General features: G+C 65.1%; 20 protein-coding genes and 1 pseudogene. 14 read left to right on the forward strand and 7 right to left on the reverse strand.

What is annotated here, in order from left to right:
• The first annotated feature begins 213 nt into the window (after positions 1-213).
• The 14 genes from FZN60_RS26050 (at position 214) to FZN60_RS26115 (ending at position 5,510) form a co-directional block, all read left to right on the forward strand.
• Entirely contained in the window at positions 214-471 is a 258-nt protein-coding gene (locus FZN60_RS26050; protein ID WP_158876861.1) for a hypothetical protein, read from the forward strand.
• A complete protein-coding gene (locus tag FZN60_RS26055) occupies positions 464-874 on the forward strand; it encodes an XkdD/Y8K6 family phage-associated protein (protein ID WP_158876863.1) in 411 nt (136 codons plus the stop codon). Before FZN60_RS26050 ends, FZN60_RS26055 begins: the two co-directional genes overlap by 8 nt.
• Positions 867-1,679, forward strand: a complete 813-nt coding sequence (locus FZN60_RS26060; RefSeq protein ID WP_158876865.1) for a hypothetical protein — start codon at positions 867-869, stop codon at positions 1,677-1,679. Before FZN60_RS26055 ends, FZN60_RS26060 begins: the two co-directional genes overlap by 8 nt.
• Positions 1,672-1,878, forward strand: coding sequence for a hypothetical protein (locus FZN60_RS26065; RefSeq protein WP_158876867.1), 207 nt, complete (start codon positions 1,672-1,674; stop codon positions 1,876-1,878). The genes FZN60_RS26060 and FZN60_RS26065 overlap by 8 nt, the downstream gene beginning before the upstream one ends.
• Positions 1,875-2,642: a hypothetical protein gene (locus tag FZN60_RS26070; protein ID WP_158876869.1), complete on the forward strand. Its 768-nt coding sequence runs from the start codon at positions 1,875-1,877 to the stop codon at positions 2,640-2,642. The genes FZN60_RS26065 and FZN60_RS26070 overlap by 4 nt, the downstream gene beginning before the upstream one ends.
• Positions 2,643-2,720: 78 nt before the next feature.
• Complete coding sequence (locus tag FZN60_RS26075) at positions 2,721-2,891, forward strand: hypothetical protein (RefSeq protein WP_158876871.1); 171 nt, start codon at positions 2,721-2,723, stop codon at positions 2,889-2,891.
• Complete coding sequence (locus FZN60_RS26080; protein WP_158876873.1) at positions 2,884-3,243, forward strand: hypothetical protein; 360 nt, start codon at positions 2,884-2,886, stop codon at positions 3,241-3,243. Before FZN60_RS26075 ends, FZN60_RS26080 begins: the two co-directional genes overlap by 8 nt.
• Entirely contained in the window at positions 3,240-3,467 is a 228-nt protein-coding gene (locus tag FZN60_RS26085) for a hypothetical protein (RefSeq protein WP_158876875.1), read from the forward strand. Before FZN60_RS26080 ends, FZN60_RS26085 begins: the two co-directional genes overlap by 4 nt.
• Before the next feature lie 5 nt (positions 3,468-3,472).
• Positions 3,473-3,826, forward strand: coding sequence for a hypothetical protein (locus FZN60_RS26090; RefSeq protein ID WP_210253432.1), 354 nt, complete (start codon positions 3,473-3,475; stop codon positions 3,824-3,826).
• Positions 3,813-4,256 carry a hypothetical protein gene (locus tag FZN60_RS26095; RefSeq protein WP_158876879.1) on the forward strand — a complete coding sequence of 148 codons (444 nt, stop codon included), beginning with the start codon at positions 3,813-3,815 and terminating at the stop codon, positions 4,254-4,256. The genes FZN60_RS26090 and FZN60_RS26095 overlap by 14 nt, the downstream gene beginning before the upstream one ends.
• On the forward strand, positions 4,249-4,515 hold the full coding sequence (locus FZN60_RS26100) for a hypothetical protein (RefSeq protein WP_158876881.1): 267 nt from the start codon (positions 4,249-4,251) through the stop codon (positions 4,513-4,515). The genes FZN60_RS26095 and FZN60_RS26100 overlap by 8 nt, the downstream gene beginning before the upstream one ends.
• Complete coding sequence (locus tag FZN60_RS26105) at positions 4,508-4,894, forward strand: hypothetical protein (protein ID WP_158876883.1); 387 nt, start codon at positions 4,508-4,510, stop codon at positions 4,892-4,894. Before FZN60_RS26100 ends, FZN60_RS26105 begins: the two co-directional genes overlap by 8 nt.
• 95 nt (positions 4,895-4,989) lie before the next feature.
• Positions 4,990-5,250, forward strand: coding sequence for a hypothetical protein (locus FZN60_RS26110; RefSeq protein WP_158876885.1), 261 nt, complete (start codon positions 4,990-4,992; stop codon positions 5,248-5,250).
• Positions 5,247-5,510, forward strand: a complete 264-nt coding sequence (locus tag FZN60_RS26115; protein ID WP_158876887.1) for a hypothetical protein — start codon at positions 5,247-5,249, stop codon at positions 5,508-5,510. The genes FZN60_RS26110 and FZN60_RS26115 overlap by 4 nt, the downstream gene beginning before the upstream one ends.
• 332 nt (positions 5,511-5,842) lie before the next feature.
• Here the strand turns inward: FZN60_RS26115 and FZN60_RS26120 are convergent, their stop codons facing one another.
• The 7 genes and pseudogenes from FZN60_RS26120 to FZN60_RS26150 form a co-directional block, all read right to left on the reverse strand.
• On the reverse strand, positions 5,843-6,289 hold the full coding sequence (locus FZN60_RS26120; protein WP_158876889.1) for a hypothetical protein: 447 nt from the start codon (positions 6,287-6,289) through the stop codon (positions 5,843-5,845).
• Positions 6,267-6,761 carry a hypothetical protein gene (locus FZN60_RS26125; protein ID WP_158876891.1) on the reverse strand — a complete coding sequence of 165 codons (495 nt, stop codon included), beginning with the start codon at positions 6,759-6,761 and terminating at the stop codon, positions 6,267-6,269. Before FZN60_RS26125 ends, FZN60_RS26120 begins: the two co-directional genes overlap by 23 nt.
• A complete protein-coding gene (locus FZN60_RS26130; protein WP_210253433.1) occupies positions 6,761-8,146 on the reverse strand; it encodes a peptidoglycan-binding protein in 1,386 nt (461 codons plus the stop codon). Before FZN60_RS26130 ends, FZN60_RS26125 begins: the two co-directional genes overlap by 1 nt.
• A gap of 174 nt (positions 8,147-8,320) precedes the next feature.
• A complete protein-coding gene (locus FZN60_RS26135; protein WP_158876895.1) occupies positions 8,321-11,278 on the reverse strand; it encodes a putative Ig domain-containing protein in 2,958 nt (985 codons plus the stop codon).
• A 91-nt stretch (positions 11,279-11,369) separates the two neighbouring features.
• Complete coding sequence (locus FZN60_RS26140) at positions 11,370-11,624, reverse strand: hypothetical protein (RefSeq protein WP_158876897.1); 255 nt, start codon at positions 11,622-11,624, stop codon at positions 11,370-11,372.
• Positions 11,625-11,871: 247 nt separating this feature from the next.
• Positions 11,872-11,991: pseudogene (locus FZN60_RS29355) on the reverse strand (hypothetical protein); the annotation flags it as partial.
• 362 nt (positions 11,992-12,353) lie between these two features.
• On the reverse strand, positions 12,354-12,842 hold the full coding sequence (locus tag FZN60_RS26150; protein WP_158876901.1) for a tail fiber protein: 489 nt from the start codon (positions 12,840-12,842) through the stop codon (positions 12,354-12,356).

The raw sequence follows: 12,842 nt of genomic DNA on the forward strand, positions 1-12,842 counted from the left end.
TGGTGCTGCGAGAGAGGATTGAACTCTCGACCTCTCCCTTACCAAGGGAGTGCCTGAACGCGAAAGCCCTGCAACACAAGGGTTTCGCCACCAGAACAAGACCGAAACATCACGATCTGTTCCGACGTATCTGTCAGGAAACTGTCAGCCGTTCCGCAGGCGTTCGCTGGCTGCTGGCGCTCCCGGCTCGTTCAGGGCTGGGGAGGGCGATCCGTGGCTAAGCTCTCTTGCTTGGAGCGCCAAGCCATTGCCAAGATGGTGCAGGGCGGTTTCACGTTCTGCGGCGACAGCTTCTTCCCGTCGTTTGCGTCCGCCCGACACTGCATGGCGTCTCTCGTGCGTCGTGGTTATGCGGCCGCGAGCCCCGACGCATTCGGTGACGCCTATAAGCCAACAGATGCTGCCCGCGATTTCGTCACCTACGGCATTGAGGCTGAAGAGGCGATGCAGAGAGAGGTTGGACATGGCTGAGCACACGCCTGGCCCGTGGCTAGCCTCCTCGTTCGGCTTGCAGGTGCTGACCGGCGATAGCTGGAACACGATCTGCGTCTTGCATGAAGGTCAAGGCGAGAAGTGGAAAGACCATCGGCAGGCTGGCTGGGAGGATGGCCGCTCAGCAGGGTCTCCAAACGCTAACGCCCTTCTCATCGCCGCCGCGCCCGATCTCCTCGATGCCCTCCTGAGCGTCGTCTACGTGTTCGGCATGAACAACGCCGAGCCGTTGGAACTGCGGCGCGCCATGTCGAAGCAGATGGACAAGGCTGTGGCCGCCATCAGGAAGGCGGAAGGCAGGCCCCTCCCCGCAGAAGCCTCTGATGGGATTGCGGCAGCCCGTCCTCTCGGGATCGGGCAGAGGGAGATGGATCATGGCTGATCGTCCGATCCTCTTCAGCGGTCCCATGGTGCGGGCCATCCTCGGTGGCCGAAAGACCCAGACGCGGCGACTGTTCAAGCCGGCGCCGCCCGATTGGGTGAACCACTGCGAAGAGGTGCAGCGGTTCAACATGCGTCAGGAATGGGTGCCGGCCGGCCTCTGGTGGTGGACCGAAACCGACGCGAGCGGTCAACTCGCGTTGCGCCGCTGGCCTGTCGACGAATACGGCCAGCGGTACGCGATCAAGCCGGCCTTCGCGAAAGGAGACCGACTTTGGGTCCGTGAGACGTGGTGCTGGGCAGCGCTCGGCGGCTACGACGCTCGGGATGATGGTGGCGAGGTCTGGTATCGAGCCTCTGATGATGGCGAGTGCGACGGGGCCTGGAAGCCGAGCATCCACATGCCCCGGCGGTGCTCCCGCCTCACGCTGATCGTCACCGACGTGCGCGTCGAGCGCCTGCAGGACATCGGTGAAGCCGACGCGATCGCCGAGGGCGCCGGCCAGTATTCGAGCACGACCAAGCTGCACCGTGACCGTCCCTACGACCCGTCGCTGAATGGGCACTACCGCGAGGGCTTCTCCGAACTGTGGGAGGGGCTGAACGCGAAGCGCGGCTTCGGCTGGGACGCGAACCCGTGGGTCGTCGCCGTCACCTTCGATGCGGTGAAGGCGAACATTGATACCCTCCCCGCAGAAGCCTCTGATGGGATTGCGGCAGCCCGTCCTCTCGGGATCGGGCAGAGGGATGAAGGAGGCTGCCGCGAAGACCTCGGGATCGGGCAGAGGGAGGTCGGACATGGGTGACAACCTCGTCCACCTCAAGTTCCGCAGCCCGCACATGGCCGACGACATGATGGCCCTGATCGCTTGCGGTCACTGCCGGAACAAGACGTTCACGCTGACGGAGGATCAGCCCGGCGGGTTCCCTTTGATGCGCTGCGCCGCTTGCGGCCAGCACATGGGCCGGATGGGCTATGTGCGAGATAACGGAGGTGCAGCATGACTGCCCTCCGCATCGTCGGGTCTCGCGAGCCGCTTCCCCAGCGGGGAGAAGAGACTGGCGCCTGGATGACGACAGAGGTGAACCCGCGCGCCCGCTCCGCCGGTTTCCATGGTGGGCGAAGCAGCTGGAAGCTGCACTTCGTGGAAGGAGTGGCGCACTCCGATAGCGCCCCGGTGCGCGGCAAGCGGTCTCTCTGCGGGACGCTTCCCACCTACGGCTGGGGGGTCGATCTCTTCATCTGCGATCGATGCAGGCGGTGCGAGGCTCGGCTTGCTTCGAAGCGCGCGGCGGCAGCCTGCCCTAGCGAGGACTTCGGGGGCACGCAGGCCGAGAGCGAGCGGGATCGTGTCAGGCGAGAGCTTTACCTGAAGGCAGACCATGAGGTCGGCTGTCCTGTGGCTTCTCTTGGCCCGTCTGATCGCCTTCGGGGCATCGTTGTGTGCATGTGCGGCGCTTATGCCGCCTGCGATCAAGCGCTTGAACGGCTTGAGGTCGAGAGCGAGCGTGAAGCGGTCGTTCGAGAAACCTGCGAGCCCGGCGGCTATGGCGGAACCAACTACGAGGTCGAAGGCGATCTGGAAGCCGTCACGCAGGCCATAGCCCGCATCCACGGACAGTTCCCGACGCCTGGTTACGGCACTTGGTTCAATTGGCCGCCGGGGAAGCTGACGCCACAGGGCAGGCCGCATCCGTATCTGGCGCCGACCGATCTTGGTGATGGCCGGTGGATCGCTCGCGGCCATCGCTCCAACAGCTGCGATTGAGGGCTAGCATGATCCCCACCCTCCCCGCAGAAGGCGGTGATAGCGTCGCGGCAGCCCATTCTTCATCGGAGACCACCCATGGATAAGACGCGAGACGAGAAGATCGACGCTGGCGCCCGCTTCCTGCGCGAGACCACCCAGGCCGGCAAGAACCTGACGCCGTGGGCGGAGACACCGAAGGCGGCGAAGAAGAAGTGGCTGCGCCTTGCCGAAGGCGTCTTGGACGCGATGGAGACCACCCATGGATAAGAAGGCTGCCGCGATGCGTGAGCCCGACAACAGCGAAGACCTCCTCGCCGTCCTGGAGGCTGCATTCGGTGGGCTGGTCTACGACTGGCCGTGGCCGGCTCGATGGAAGCCGGGCCTCTTGGATCGGAAGGCGCGCCGCGACGAGGCCCGCATCAACGCGGCGCTCGCGGTCGTTCTTCTGCCGCCGATCGATGATGGCTTCCGGCGCCGCTTCTACGAAGAGGTCCGCTTCGGCCAAGCCGATGAGGATGCCGGCGGCTACCTCTGGCGCTGCTGGTGCCGGGCCATGCAGCAGCCAAACATGTTCCTGACGCGCTACGGACGCGGCTACGAGCCGGGAGAAGCAGCATGAAGCGGTTGGTTCTAGTGCCCGATGGCTGGCCTTGCCTACTCGGCGAGTGCCGACCGGGCCTCTTCGTCTTCGAGGGCGAGACGGTCTGCATCAAGACGGATTACGGCGACGACGCCTTCTTGGAGGGCGGTGATGCGTTCTGGGGCGGAGTGTCAAATCAGGACGACCGCAGCGCCCTCGTCGTCCAGCCTGTCCGCTCGGAATGGCAGGAGTACGAGGAATGAATGGCGTGGATCTCGCCGGCTTCGCAGACCTGCCGATCATCCGTGACGAAGCCATGCTGCGCCGAGCATGGGTGGGATACGACGTAGCTGGGCGCATGGTTGTCTACGCTATCGCCGGCCATGAACCTCGGCACATGAGCGAAGAGCCCATCGTCTCGATCCGCATGGGCGTCGACTTCTACGACGCCTTCGCGGAGCAGATGAAGCAAGGGCCGCCCGCCCCCGGTGACATGTACAAGCGTGCGTTCGCGAAGGCCGAGGCGCGGGTCCAGGCAATTCGGATGCTCGACCGTTTCGAGGAGATCATGAAGGAGATGCTGGCCGATCCGGCGGAGGAGATGAGCGATGAGCGCGGTTGACGAGGACCAGATCGCCGATTGGTCGCAGGAGATCATCGGCGACCTCATCGCTTGCGAAGCCTTGCGCGACGACAGGCAGAGCCACGAAGAGACGCTGAAGCTCCACGACGCCATCGCCAAGACGCTCCGGCACATCGTTGAGTGGGTGGCGGAGGAGGCGCAGGAGCGGGTGGCTGGACACGTCTCATGGAGCCCGATCATTCACCCTGACTTCGACAAGGGTTTCCTGGCAGGGCTGAGCCATGGCTACCACCTCGGCGAAGAGGGCGACGAAAGGCGGTTCTACATGTCCCGCGAAACCTATCTGGCTCGGGTGAATGACCGTCCTCGGCTTCTTGCGCTCTATGAGGCGCAGCGCTCCACCCTCCCCGCAGAAGGCTGTGACAGCGTTGCGGCAGCCCATTCTTCATCGGAGACCGATCATGTCTGAGACACGAGCCCTCGACAGGTTCGAGGTCGCCACCCTTCGCTTTCTGGCGGCTCAGGGCGGAGGCTTCACAGCCGGCACCATCGCCCGGGAATGCGGCTGGGGTAGTTCCCGGAGCCAGATGGCTCTCTTCCGCACCTGGACGATCAAGGGGCTTTACGAGACCGGCTTCATCGAGAAGATCGATGCGGAGAAGCCCGCCGTCTACGTCATCACGAACAAAGGCCGCTATGCGATCGAGCGGGGTCCTGCTCATGTCTGAGACACAGAAGGAGAAGGCTGCCGCGATGCCGACCATCGCCAAGACGACAATGGTGGAGCGGGTGGCGCGGGCGATCTATGAGGGCCGTAACGGCGCCGGGTGCATCCCGTGGGCGCGTCGAGACGGCGCCCACCGCAAACCCTATCTGTCCGACGCTCGCGCTGCCATCGCTGCCATGCGCGATCCAACGCCGGCAATTGTCGAGGCAGTCAAGCCGTGGCCTGGGCATTGTTGGGGACAGATCGAGACCGCAGGCTCTGCGAAACGTGCTGCCTATCTAGCGGATCAGGCAACCGCAACGAGCAGCTTCACGACAATGATCGACGCCGCCCTCGCCGAAGACCCTCTGCCCGAGACCAAGGGCATCGCGGCAGCCTGACCCTCCCCGCCTCTGCTCATAGCTGGAAAGGCTAGCCTCTCCAGCCCGACTCATGCCATCTGTTCTACCTTCGTTCACGGCAGCGGAGGCAGGCGATGGGACTTCGAGACATCAACCGGCAGGACAAGAAGGGCTGCCGGGTCTGGCGCATCTGGGTCGGATCGCGCGATGAGATGGTGAGCGAGCACGAGCGTCTGGTCGAAGCGCGCGAGGCCTACGAGGCTGCAAAGGCCCGCTGGCCCGAAGGCGTGTTCGAGCTTCGGACTGGGGCGCATGTCGTCCAGCGCAGCGACCAGGAGGGCGAGCGGGCCGATCTCGCGTGGTGTCGCGCCAACCTGCCCTGGATGTTTCGATGAAGGTCGAGGACATCCCGATCAGCGGCCCGATGATCGGACGCGATCTCCAGCGCTTCCTCAAGACGCTCTGGCTCACCGACCGACAGCTCGCCGCCCTCTTCGACGTTGAGCCCGCCTTCATCGAGCGCATCATCTACGGCAACAGGCGGGTACCGAGGGCGATCGAGCTTATGGTCGATGCGTGGCTGATGGGCGAGAAGCCCAGGCCGGAAGCCCCGGAGGTGCGCGGGCAGAGGCGCTTGCAGTTCAAGCGGCAGTGAGGGGCGCCTGAAACGACGAAGCCCGCCAATCGGGGAACGATAGGGCGGGCTTCGGGTGGGACGCGAAGATCGGAGCCAACCCGTCCCACATCGACAGCTTAAGAGCAGCGGCAGGGCGTGTCACGAACGAAAAAGCCCGCTCCTCGTGCGAAAGGAGCGGGCGTGTTTGCGGGCGGCGAATTCCCTCAAGGGCACCCGCAGCGATAGACTGCCGTGGCGTACTTGCCTGGACCTGAACGACGAAAAGCCCCGCCGCATCGGGGATGATGCGACGGGGCCTCTATCTCGGCGTCGGACGAAGATCGCTGTGAGACGGGGCGGGTGTAGCACGATCAGCGATCGCGCGGCCCGCCCTCCCCGCCTCTGACCAAGGTCACGCCTTGCGCTTCGGCGTTGCGCCTGAGCTCGTCGCGGACGATGCGCATGAACTCCTCCTTCTGCGCCTCCGCCTTCTCGCGCTGGACATCCTCTTCCAACAGGTCGCCGATGCGCTCGAGCATAGCGTTGTTGTGGACCAGGGTTTCTCGGATCGCGCTCAACGTCTGAACCAAGGCATCCTGCGTCAGCCTGTCGGAAGTCGGCGACATCGCCACGACGGCGGTCGCGCGCTGGGCCAGCGTCTCGGCAGAGCTTTGAGCGTCGGACGCGGTCTGCTTGCCCTTCTGCTGTCCCTTCCAAGCCGACCACCCTGCAAGGATGCCCATGGTGACGACGAAGGCCAGGGCGCCGACGAGTTGCATCCACGGCGGATGCCCTTCAGTGCCCGGTATGGGGTTCATGCCTTGTGTCCTCGGCTGCGGTCTTTCGGAGAAGGCCCCACTCGTAGGCGGTGCGGGCCATGTTGATGAGTTCTCCGACCATCAGCGCGAGGTAGATGCCTGTCCCGGTCGACGCGAAGCCGACCGCATTCCACATGCCGAAGAAGACGAAAAACCAGAGCAGCGCATAGGCTGCCGACATGCCGCATCGAGCGGACGGCGACGCCTTCCAAAGCCCGTTGATGCCGAGGATGACGAAGCGGATGATCGCGAGGATGACGATGCTCCATCCCATCGTCTCTTCGGTGCCGTGGATGTAGGCCAGGCTCGCGGCGATGACGTCGTAGGATGGCGAGAGCCCGAACGTGCTGCCCGGCTGAAGCAAGGCGTAGCCGAAGAGCGCCGCGCCCAGGCTCATCACCCACTCCAGCGCCTTGATGTTGAGGCTGTGGGCGATGTGCCGGATCGGCTCGACGATGAGGACGGCCATCATCAGACGTGGTTGCCCGCTCGAAACTTTGCGAGCTGTTCGGCGATGATCCTGCGGCCGAAGTAGATCAGCAGACCGCCTCCCACGACGACGAGCGCCGGCAGGCCGAAAGAGAACACCGCGTCCATCAGCCGGCGCCCGGCGGCAACCGTACTGACAGCGCGGTCGATGTCGTCGGCGCCGAGCTCGCCGTTGGTCAGCCGCTCGACGAGCATGCTGCCGCCGGCCAGGATCGCTCCGCCGCCCAGCTTCTCGATCGTGCCGGAGCGCTTGACGGTCGGCGCGTCGGCGATGTCGGCCTTCGTCGCATTGGCGCGGGCCGGCGCCACCTCGCGCTGAGGAGCGGCCTTGATCTGTCCCTCCAGCGCGGCCGTCATCCGCCCGTTGATCGGCAAGCCGTTCTGGCGCTGGAAGACGGTGATGGCGTCTCGGGTGGCCGGGCCGATGTCCCCGTCCGCGCGACCGACCATGACGTAGCCCTTGTCGTAGAGCATGGTCTGGATCCGGCGGATGTGCGCGGGGTTCGTGATCTCGAGATCGGCTTTGACCGCTGCGCCGACCGAAACCGGGCTCGCGGGCTTGTCAGCGCGGGCCTCGCGGATCGCCGCCTGCGTCTTCGGCCCGGCCAGGCCGTCGTCCGACAGCTTGGCGCCGCGCTGGAAGGCCATCACCGCCGCCTCGGTGCCGGGGCCGAAGATGCCGTCCGCGGCGCCAGCGTAGTGCCCGAGCGCAGCAAGGTCGCGCTGGAGCGCCTTCACCTCCTCGCCGCGCTCGCCGCGCATCAGCACGCCGTCGTCCACGACCGGAGCGGCAGCGTCCTCGGCTTCCCCGTAGTCGCCGCGGGCCATGAGGGCGGCTTCCTCCTTCCGACGCCGCACGAGCCCAGGCAGCGTCTTGCCCCGAGCCGTGGTGCCGGTGGTGCGGAGAAGGTCGGCGGCCTCCTCGTAGTCGGCGCGCTTCATGGCCTGCGCCCAGCGCCACTCCAGGGCGCCAGGGCCGAGGTTGAAGACGGCCGAGACGGCGGCGTCAAAGACGTGCTGCGGCACCGCGCGGCCGAGGAACCGGTTGACCGCCGCGCCGTACTCCTTGTTGATCACGAAGCGCAGGGCATTCTCCGCCTCGTCGCGCGTCATCGTGGCACCGGCGGCGAAGGGCTGGCCGGGGCGGTTCGCCTCCCACCATTCTTTGAAGGCGCCGCTCGCCCAGGTGAAGCCGATGCCAATGGTGGGCACGCCGATCGGGTCGCGATACCAGCGCGGGACGAAACCTTCATGCACGCGGATGAAGGCCGCGCCCTTGCTGCTGAGTTCCATGGTCGGCTCCTGTGGTCCGATGAAGAGGAGGCCGCTCGACTGCGGCCAGAGGGTCGGCATGGGCGGGATCGTCATGGCGGTGCCCATGAAAAAGCCCGGCGCGGCGGCCGGGCTCAGGGAAGCAGAAGGCGGGGAAGCATCGTCGCAGAAGCCATCCCGCCGCGATGTCGAAGGCGGAGCCGACCGACCAGCAGACGCGGAACTCGATCCGGTGTGCGAGGGTCGGCGGGGCGAGTTCGTTAAGTGGCATTAGATCGTTACCCCACGCCCCGCCATGATGGTCTTGATTTCGGAGATAACAGCCGCCCGTTCCTCGGTGCTCGGCGCCTTGGAATACATGCGGAAGACGCCAAGCTCCTCGTTGGTCGGATCCGCTGCGGCGCTGGAAGAATTGAGGCGCAGCCCGAATAGAAGATCAGCGGTTGAAGCCGGAATGACGCCGCCCGTGATGGTCAGGGTCTTATCAGACTTGCCATCCATGATGAGCGTTGCCGTCCCGTTCTTCACCATGAAGCCGGCGATGTACCAAGTCGCCAGATCAAGTTCGGAGCCTGCATCCATTGAAACCGTACCTCCCCCGATTAGAGAGAGGTCCAGACGCCCACTCGTCGCCTTGCGGAATATCCATGAGCGCTTGCCCGTCACGCCTTGATCACGGGAGGCAATCGTTCGGATGGCCGTATTGCCAGATGTCACCATGAAGGCGCCGATGAAAAAGATCTCGGAGCCTGTCTCCATCAGCGGATTGTAAGGGATCGTCACTCGGTCACCACCGGCGATCTGAAGACCTGTCGATGTCCAGAGCGCATCAGCGGTTTCGGCCCCGGTCGTCGTCCCGAGATAGCCATTAATGCCGTGCGTTGAGCTGTCGATAACGGTCTGATCTGCGCCACTGCCGACCATCCGCCAATCAGCAACGAGGTAGTCCGAATATGCCGCGTTAGCCGGAGGAGCCGGGTTGATCGACTTGACTTCGCCAGCCACGAAACGACCCGCTGAAACCGCAGTGATCGCGAGGGATAGAACAGCGGTGCTGGTAGGCGTGCGAGGCACGTTGATCGTGCCCGTGGTTCCAGCCGGCACAACAGTCGTCCCGCCGTCACTAAACGTCACGGTCACATTAACAGACGGAGCCGGGCCGAAGACCGTCAGCGGGAAGTTTGCCGGCGAGCCAACCGTGGCGCTTGCCGGGGCTTCCAAGGCGAAGACGGTCGGGCGGGTGCCCGCCAAGTCGATGTCTGGAATGGAGGCGGTCGGCTCGTTGTAGCGAGCGATAACCGGCACAACCAGTTCATACCACTTCGCAAGATTGACGTATTGCTCGCCCTTCTCCTGCGTGTCGATAGCCGTAGACGGCCCCCACCATGTCGGTGACCACGTAGGTTGTTCGGGGTTTTGAACCTCAGTCTGAACCGTGTTGCCATAACCGAATGTCTGTGACGGGAACGGGTCGACGCCGACATAGGTGTAGTAGCGACCGCACCAGTTCTGAGCGTTGGTCGGATCGAAGTTGTCCGAGACCTTGGCAGACAGAAGCCAGAGCCACGCGCCGCCATCGCCAGCGCGAAAGTGCGGCGTTGAGAAACCACCCATTGGCCGGGTCAATGTATCTGCGAGGTGCTGCCCCATCGCGCCGCGAGTGGTCATGTCGTTCCATGCCACGGTGTCAGAGCCGCCATTATCGCGGTTGAACGCGTGCCACTGGAAATAGCCGCCGATATGCCACGCATCGCCGAAGATGCCGGGGGTTCCAGCCGCAGGCCAGATGCGGGCCATCAGGTAGTTGTAGGCGTTCTTCGTGTAGAAGCTGTTGTAGTTCGGCTGCCCAATGATGCGGATGCGCTTGAAGAAGTCAGGCAGAGCGCCGAGTTCGACAGCTTCGTAGGCCGCTTGCGCGAGCGTCGTGTACCCACCCTGGATCGCGACCCAAAGCTTCTTACGCGGGTTGGTGCTGTTCGGATCGCCGTATGTCTGCGCGTTGGCGATGAGCAACTGCGCCGCAGCGTGAGCAGCCGCATAGCCGCTATTACCCGATGTCCAATAACCGGCGGCGGGAGCATCGACCTTTGAGCCCTGGACGACCATGGCGCGGAACTGCGCAGGCGTCTTGAAGCGGTCTGGATAGGGTGTCGCGGCGATAAGGGAGGGATAGTCCTTCTCATAGGCCGTGATGCAGTTCAGGTATTCGGCTGTCGTGCTGTCTGGCGCGGAAGCCGTGAGGCCAACGATGTTGAAGTGCTCCTGCGTGGCCATCCAAAGAGCCTGCGCGGAGATGTCGTCGCGCTCGCCAATGGTGTCGATGTCGGCGTCGATATGGACGGCAAGGGGAGCCAAGAGATCGTTGACCGCAGCCGCCACCGTCAGCACCCCGCTCGACGTGCGCGGGCTGTTTGTCGCGCCGGCCAGCGTCTCCACGAGGTTGACCGCGCCTGCCGTCGTGGGCGTGCCGGAGACGGTCGTGCCGGAGCGCGACAGGCCCGCGGCGCCGGGGCCGGTGAGGTCAACCGTCGAACCCGCCGTCTTTCCGATGATCTCGGCCGTGAAGGGCGAGCCGACCGTGGCGGAGGTGACGGAGAGCGTCAGGGCCTGGAGGGTCTGAGCCGCAGCCGCCACAGTGATCGCGAGGCCCGGGAGCGTCGCCGATCCGCTGTCATCCGTGACGGTGATGGCGAGGCCGCTCGTCGTGCCCGCCGTGGTCGGCGTGCCGGTGATCGCGCCGGTCGAGGACGAGAAGGACAGGCCAGCCGGCAGCGAGCCGGACAGGCTGAAGGATCGCGCACCCTGCCCGCCGGTCACGGAAGGGGTGAACGAGTAAGCCCCGCCGACGGTCGCGCTCGCAGGCGCGCCGGAGATCGCCAGCGGGGCGACGGCGGCGGCGATCACCAGGGAGCGGGTCATGGTTGCCGTCGCGCCCTTGGCGTCCGTGACGGTGAACGTCAGCGAGAGGGTCGATGGACTGCCGGTCGGCGTGCCCGTGATGGCGCCGGTGGCTGAGTTCGCCGAGAGGCCCTGCGCCAGGCCCGTCACCGCCACGCTGTAGGGCGCGGTCCCGCCTCGGATCGTCGGCACGAAGGAGTAGGCCGAGCCAAGGACGGCCGCCGACGGTGAACCGGAGATCGACAAGGCGCCGGGCGAGATGATGCCGGCGCCGATCGCCGCGGCGAGGCTGCGTCGGTTGGCGAGAAGACGGGCGGGCGACAAGGCCATCGTGGGGCTCTCCTGGTGGCGGACATGAAAAAGCCCGGCGTGATGGCCGGGCGGTGGAAAGGCTGTGTGTGAGCAGTGGAAGGCTTGTGGATCAGCGCTTCCGCTTCATCTGCGCCCTGATCCAGAAGGGCAGGCCGAAGAGGATCACGCCGGCGCCCATCAGGAGCGCCATCGGCCAGCCGGCGGCCTCGGCGACGCAGCGCACGAGGTCGACGTCGGCTTCGAGCTTGGAGACGAACTGGTCGGCATACATGCTGTCGTGGAGGAAGCAGCAGGCCCGAAGGTCTGCGCTTCCGATTACATCGGGCCAAAGCGTGCAGTGATCAGCCAACGGGTCCAGGGGCATGTTTCCAGGTCTTCCCCTTGACGATCTCGTTCACGCGTTGCGGGGTAATGTTGAAGGCTTCTGCTATTCGCCGTTGCACCACCCCGGATGCCGCAAGATGCCTGATCGCCTCAACCTCGCGAACGGTGAGGAAGGTGTTGTGGATGGCCTCACCATGCAGCTGCGTGCCGTGCTCAACTTTGTCGGCATTGTTCTCTAGCGGCGTTGCCCATCGGAGATGGCGAGGGTTGACGCAAGCCGCGTTGCCACACGAATGAGCGGCTTCGTAAGTCTCATCTGCGGGCTGGCCATGGGCCGAACTGCACATGAGGCGGTGAGCGGGGATGAACCTACCCTCATGCACTAGGTGCCCATAACCCCCGCCCATGCGGGCGAAGGGCCAAAGCAGGCATTCGTCGCCATCGTGCTGGACGTTCGCTTCGATCCATCGGCGGGGCTCTCCACGAGCTGTCCCTCCGCCTTCAGGGTGCCCATGCCGGCGGAAGCGCCTGTAATGCCGTTCGCAATAGCCTCGGCCGATGACCGGGTTGCAGCACCCTTCGACGCTGCATATGCGTATGCTAGCCACTCGAACCTCCTACGTTCGGGCTTGGTTAGAGGCCGGGCGGTGTTGCAAGCACCTGCTCGGCCTCGCCTTTTCTAGCATGTCGCGAACATAGATAGAACAGCCGCTGCGTCAGCAGTTCGACCAGGTGCCCTCCCACCAGCCGGTGCAGTGATCGATGGGGTTCACGCCACCGGCTCGCCGACGTAGATGAACACGTTGGCGCCGATCGCGAGCGGCTCGACCTTCACCGGAGCGGGGCTCGCTTTGCCGGCTTTGCCGGTGCGCTTGGCCACATCCGATGTAGTGAGGCCGGACAGGACCGCCAGGAGGCTCGTGAGCACCGACGCCTTCCCCGCCGTCGCCGAAGCCGTCGAGTCCGTGTAGCCGTGATCGTGCTCCGGCAGGTTGTCGACCGTCAGAGTGATCGTGTTCGCCCCGCCCCGCTCCAGCACCTTCAGCCGACCACCGGCGCCGAGCATGAGGCAGTCCTTGGCGTCGGGCAGCGTCAGGCTGGCGTCCGCGATGCCGAGCGCCTGGAAGATGCGGGGATAGGCCGTCTTCTTGATCGTGCGGCCGTCGCAGAGGATCCAGCCGTCGTGATCGGACGCGCGGGCGGAATGCTTGAAGTCGCCGATCCTGCGCAGCGACGAGTAGCCGGCGGGATTGTGCAT

Source organism: Antarcticirhabdus aurantiaca (assembly GCF_009765365.1).
Lineage (GTDB): Bacteria > Pseudomonadota > Alphaproteobacteria > Rhizobiales > Rhizobiaceae > Antarcticirhabdus > Antarcticirhabdus aurantiaca.

Bases quoted from the DNA above. Each gene is read 5' to 3' on its own strand.
- FZN60_RS26055 (WP_158876863.1), top strand. From the start codon at position 464: ATGGCTGAGCACACGCCTGGCCCGTGGCTAGCCTCCTCGTTCGGCTTG.
- FZN60_RS26060 (WP_158876865.1), top strand. From the start codon at position 867: ATGGCTGATCGTCCGATCCTCTTCAGCGGTCCCATGGTGCGGGCCATC.
- FZN60_RS26065 (WP_158876867.1), top strand. From the start codon at position 1,672: ATGGGTGACAACCTCGTCCACCTCAAGTTCCGCAGCCCGCACATGGCC.
- FZN60_RS26070 (WP_158876869.1), top strand. From the start codon at position 1,875: ATGACTGCCCTCCGCATCGTCGGGTCTCGCGAGCCGCTTCCCCAGCGG.
- FZN60_RS26075 (WP_158876871.1), top strand. From the start codon at position 2,721: ATGGATAAGACGCGAGACGAGAAGATCGACGCTGGCGCCCGCTTCCTG.
- FZN60_RS26080 (WP_158876873.1), top strand. From the start codon at position 2,884: ATGGATAAGAAGGCTGCCGCGATGCGTGAGCCCGACAACAGCGAAGAC.
- FZN60_RS26085 (WP_158876875.1), top strand. From the start codon at position 3,240: ATGAAGCGGTTGGTTCTAGTGCCCGATGGCTGGCCTTGCCTACTCGGC.
- FZN60_RS26095 (WP_158876879.1), top strand. From the start codon at position 3,813: ATGAGCGCGGTTGACGAGGACCAGATCGCCGATTGGTCGCAGGAGATC.
- FZN60_RS26100 (WP_158876881.1), top strand. From the start codon at position 4,249: ATGTCTGAGACACGAGCCCTCGACAGGTTCGAGGTCGCCACCCTTCGC.
- FZN60_RS26105 (WP_158876883.1), top strand. From the start codon at position 4,508: ATGTCTGAGACACAGAAGGAGAAGGCTGCCGCGATGCCGACCATCGCC.
- FZN60_RS26110 (WP_158876885.1), top strand. From the start codon at position 4,990: ATGGGACTTCGAGACATCAACCGGCAGGACAAGAAGGGCTGCCGGGTC.
- FZN60_RS26115 (WP_158876887.1), top strand. From the start codon at position 5,247: ATGAAGGTCGAGGACATCCCGATCAGCGGCCCGATGATCGGACGCGAT.
- FZN60_RS26120 (WP_158876889.1), bottom strand. From the start codon at position 6,289: ATGAACCCCATACCGGGCACTGAAGGGCATCCGCCGTGGATGCAACTC.
- FZN60_RS26125 (WP_158876891.1), bottom strand. From the start codon at position 6,761: ATGATGGCCGTCCTCATCGTCGAGCCGATCCGGCACATCGCCCACAGC.
- FZN60_RS26130 (WP_210253433.1), bottom strand. From the start codon at position 8,146: ATGACGATCCCGCCCATGCCGACCCTCTGGCCGCAGTCGAGCGGCCTC.
- FZN60_RS26135 (WP_158876895.1), bottom strand. From the start codon at position 11,278: ATGGCCTTGTCGCCCGCCCGTCTTCTCGCCAACCGACGCAGCCTCGCC.
- FZN60_RS26140 (WP_158876897.1), bottom strand. From the start codon at position 11,624: ATGCCCCTGGACCCGTTGGCTGATCACTGCACGCTTTGGCCCGATGTA.
- FZN60_RS26150 (WP_158876901.1), bottom strand. From the start codon at position 12,842: ATGCACAATCCCGCCGGCTACTCGTCGCTGCGCAGGATCGGCGACTTC.